Source organism: Pseudomonas sp. ENNP23 (assembly GCF_001728945.1).
GTDB lineage: Bacteria > Pseudomonadota > Gammaproteobacteria > Pseudomonadales > Pseudomonadaceae > Metapseudomonas > Metapseudomonas otitidis.
Window position 1 is genome coordinate 1 of sequence record NZ_LYSP01000105.1, and the last position, 1,152, is coordinate 1,152.

1 protein-coding gene is annotated in these 1,152 nt (G+C 68.9%); it reads right to left on the minus strand.

Features of this window, described 5'->3' with window-relative positions; genetic code table 11:
- Positions 1-1,152: amino acid adenylation domain-containing protein (locus A9G05_RS26205; protein ID WP_139131277.1), on the minus strand; the 1,152-nt coding region annotated here is incomplete at both ends.

Consider the following 1,152-nt stretch of genomic DNA (forward strand, 5'->3'; position numbering starts at 1 on the left):
GGCGCTCGCCGTCGCCGAAGGGGCTGGTGACGAAGCGTTCGGCGGTCAGCGCCGGGCGGCGGTGATAACCGCGTGCCAGGCCGATGCCGCCCAGGTACAGCTCGCCGGTGACGCCGGGGCTCACTGGGTTCAGTTCGGCGTCCAGCACGTAGGTCTGCAGGTTGGCGATGGGCTGGCCGATGGGCACGGCGTCCTTGCCCTCCTCCACGCAGGTCCAGTGGGTGACGTCGATGGCCGCTTCGGTGGGGCCGTAGAGGTTGTACAGGCCGGCTTGGGGCAGCAGTGCCAGGGTCTGGCGTTGCAGCTCCACCGGCAGTGCCTCGCCGGAGCAGACGATGCGACGCAGGGAGGTGCAGCGCGCGGCGTTTTCATCCCCGACGAAGGCCTGCAGCATCGAGGGCACGAAGTGCAGCGTGCTGATCTGCTCGTCGGTGATCAGTTGCACCAGGCGCGCCGGGTCGCGGTGGTCGCCAGGCCGCGCCATCACCAGGCGCGCACCTTCCATCAGCGGCCAGAAGAACTCCCACACCGAGACGTCGAAGCTGAATGGCGTCTTCTGCAGCACGCTGTCTTCGGCGCCCAGTTGATACGCCTCCTGCATCCACGCCAGGCGGTTGTGCAGGGCGATGTGGCGGTTGCCGGCGCCCTTGGGCTTGCCGGTGGAGCCGGAGGTGTAGATGACGTAGGCGAGGTTTTCCGGGTGCAGCGGCACGCCGGGGTTGGTTTCGTCCTGATCGGCCCAGGCGGCGGCCTGATCCAGTTCCAGTACCGGCAGCCCGGCGGGAATCGGCAGGCTGTCGCGCAGGTGCGATTGGGTCAGCAGCAAGGCAATGCCGCTGTCCTCGAACAGGTAGGCCAGACGGTCCTGGGGGTATTCCGGGTCCAGCGGCACGTAGGCGCCGCCGGCCTTGAGGATGGCCAGCAACCCCACCACCATCTCCACCGAGCGCTCGGCGGCGATGCCCACCAGCCCATCCGGGCCCACGCCCAGGCGGCGCAGGTGATGGGCCAAGCGGTTGGCCTCGGCGTTCAACTCGGCGTAGCTGAGGGTGCGGCCGGCGAAAGTCAGCGCCGGGGCATTCGGCTGGCTGAGTGCGCGCTGCTCGAACAACTGATGCACGTAGATGCTGCCGGGGTAGTCGCGGGCGGTGG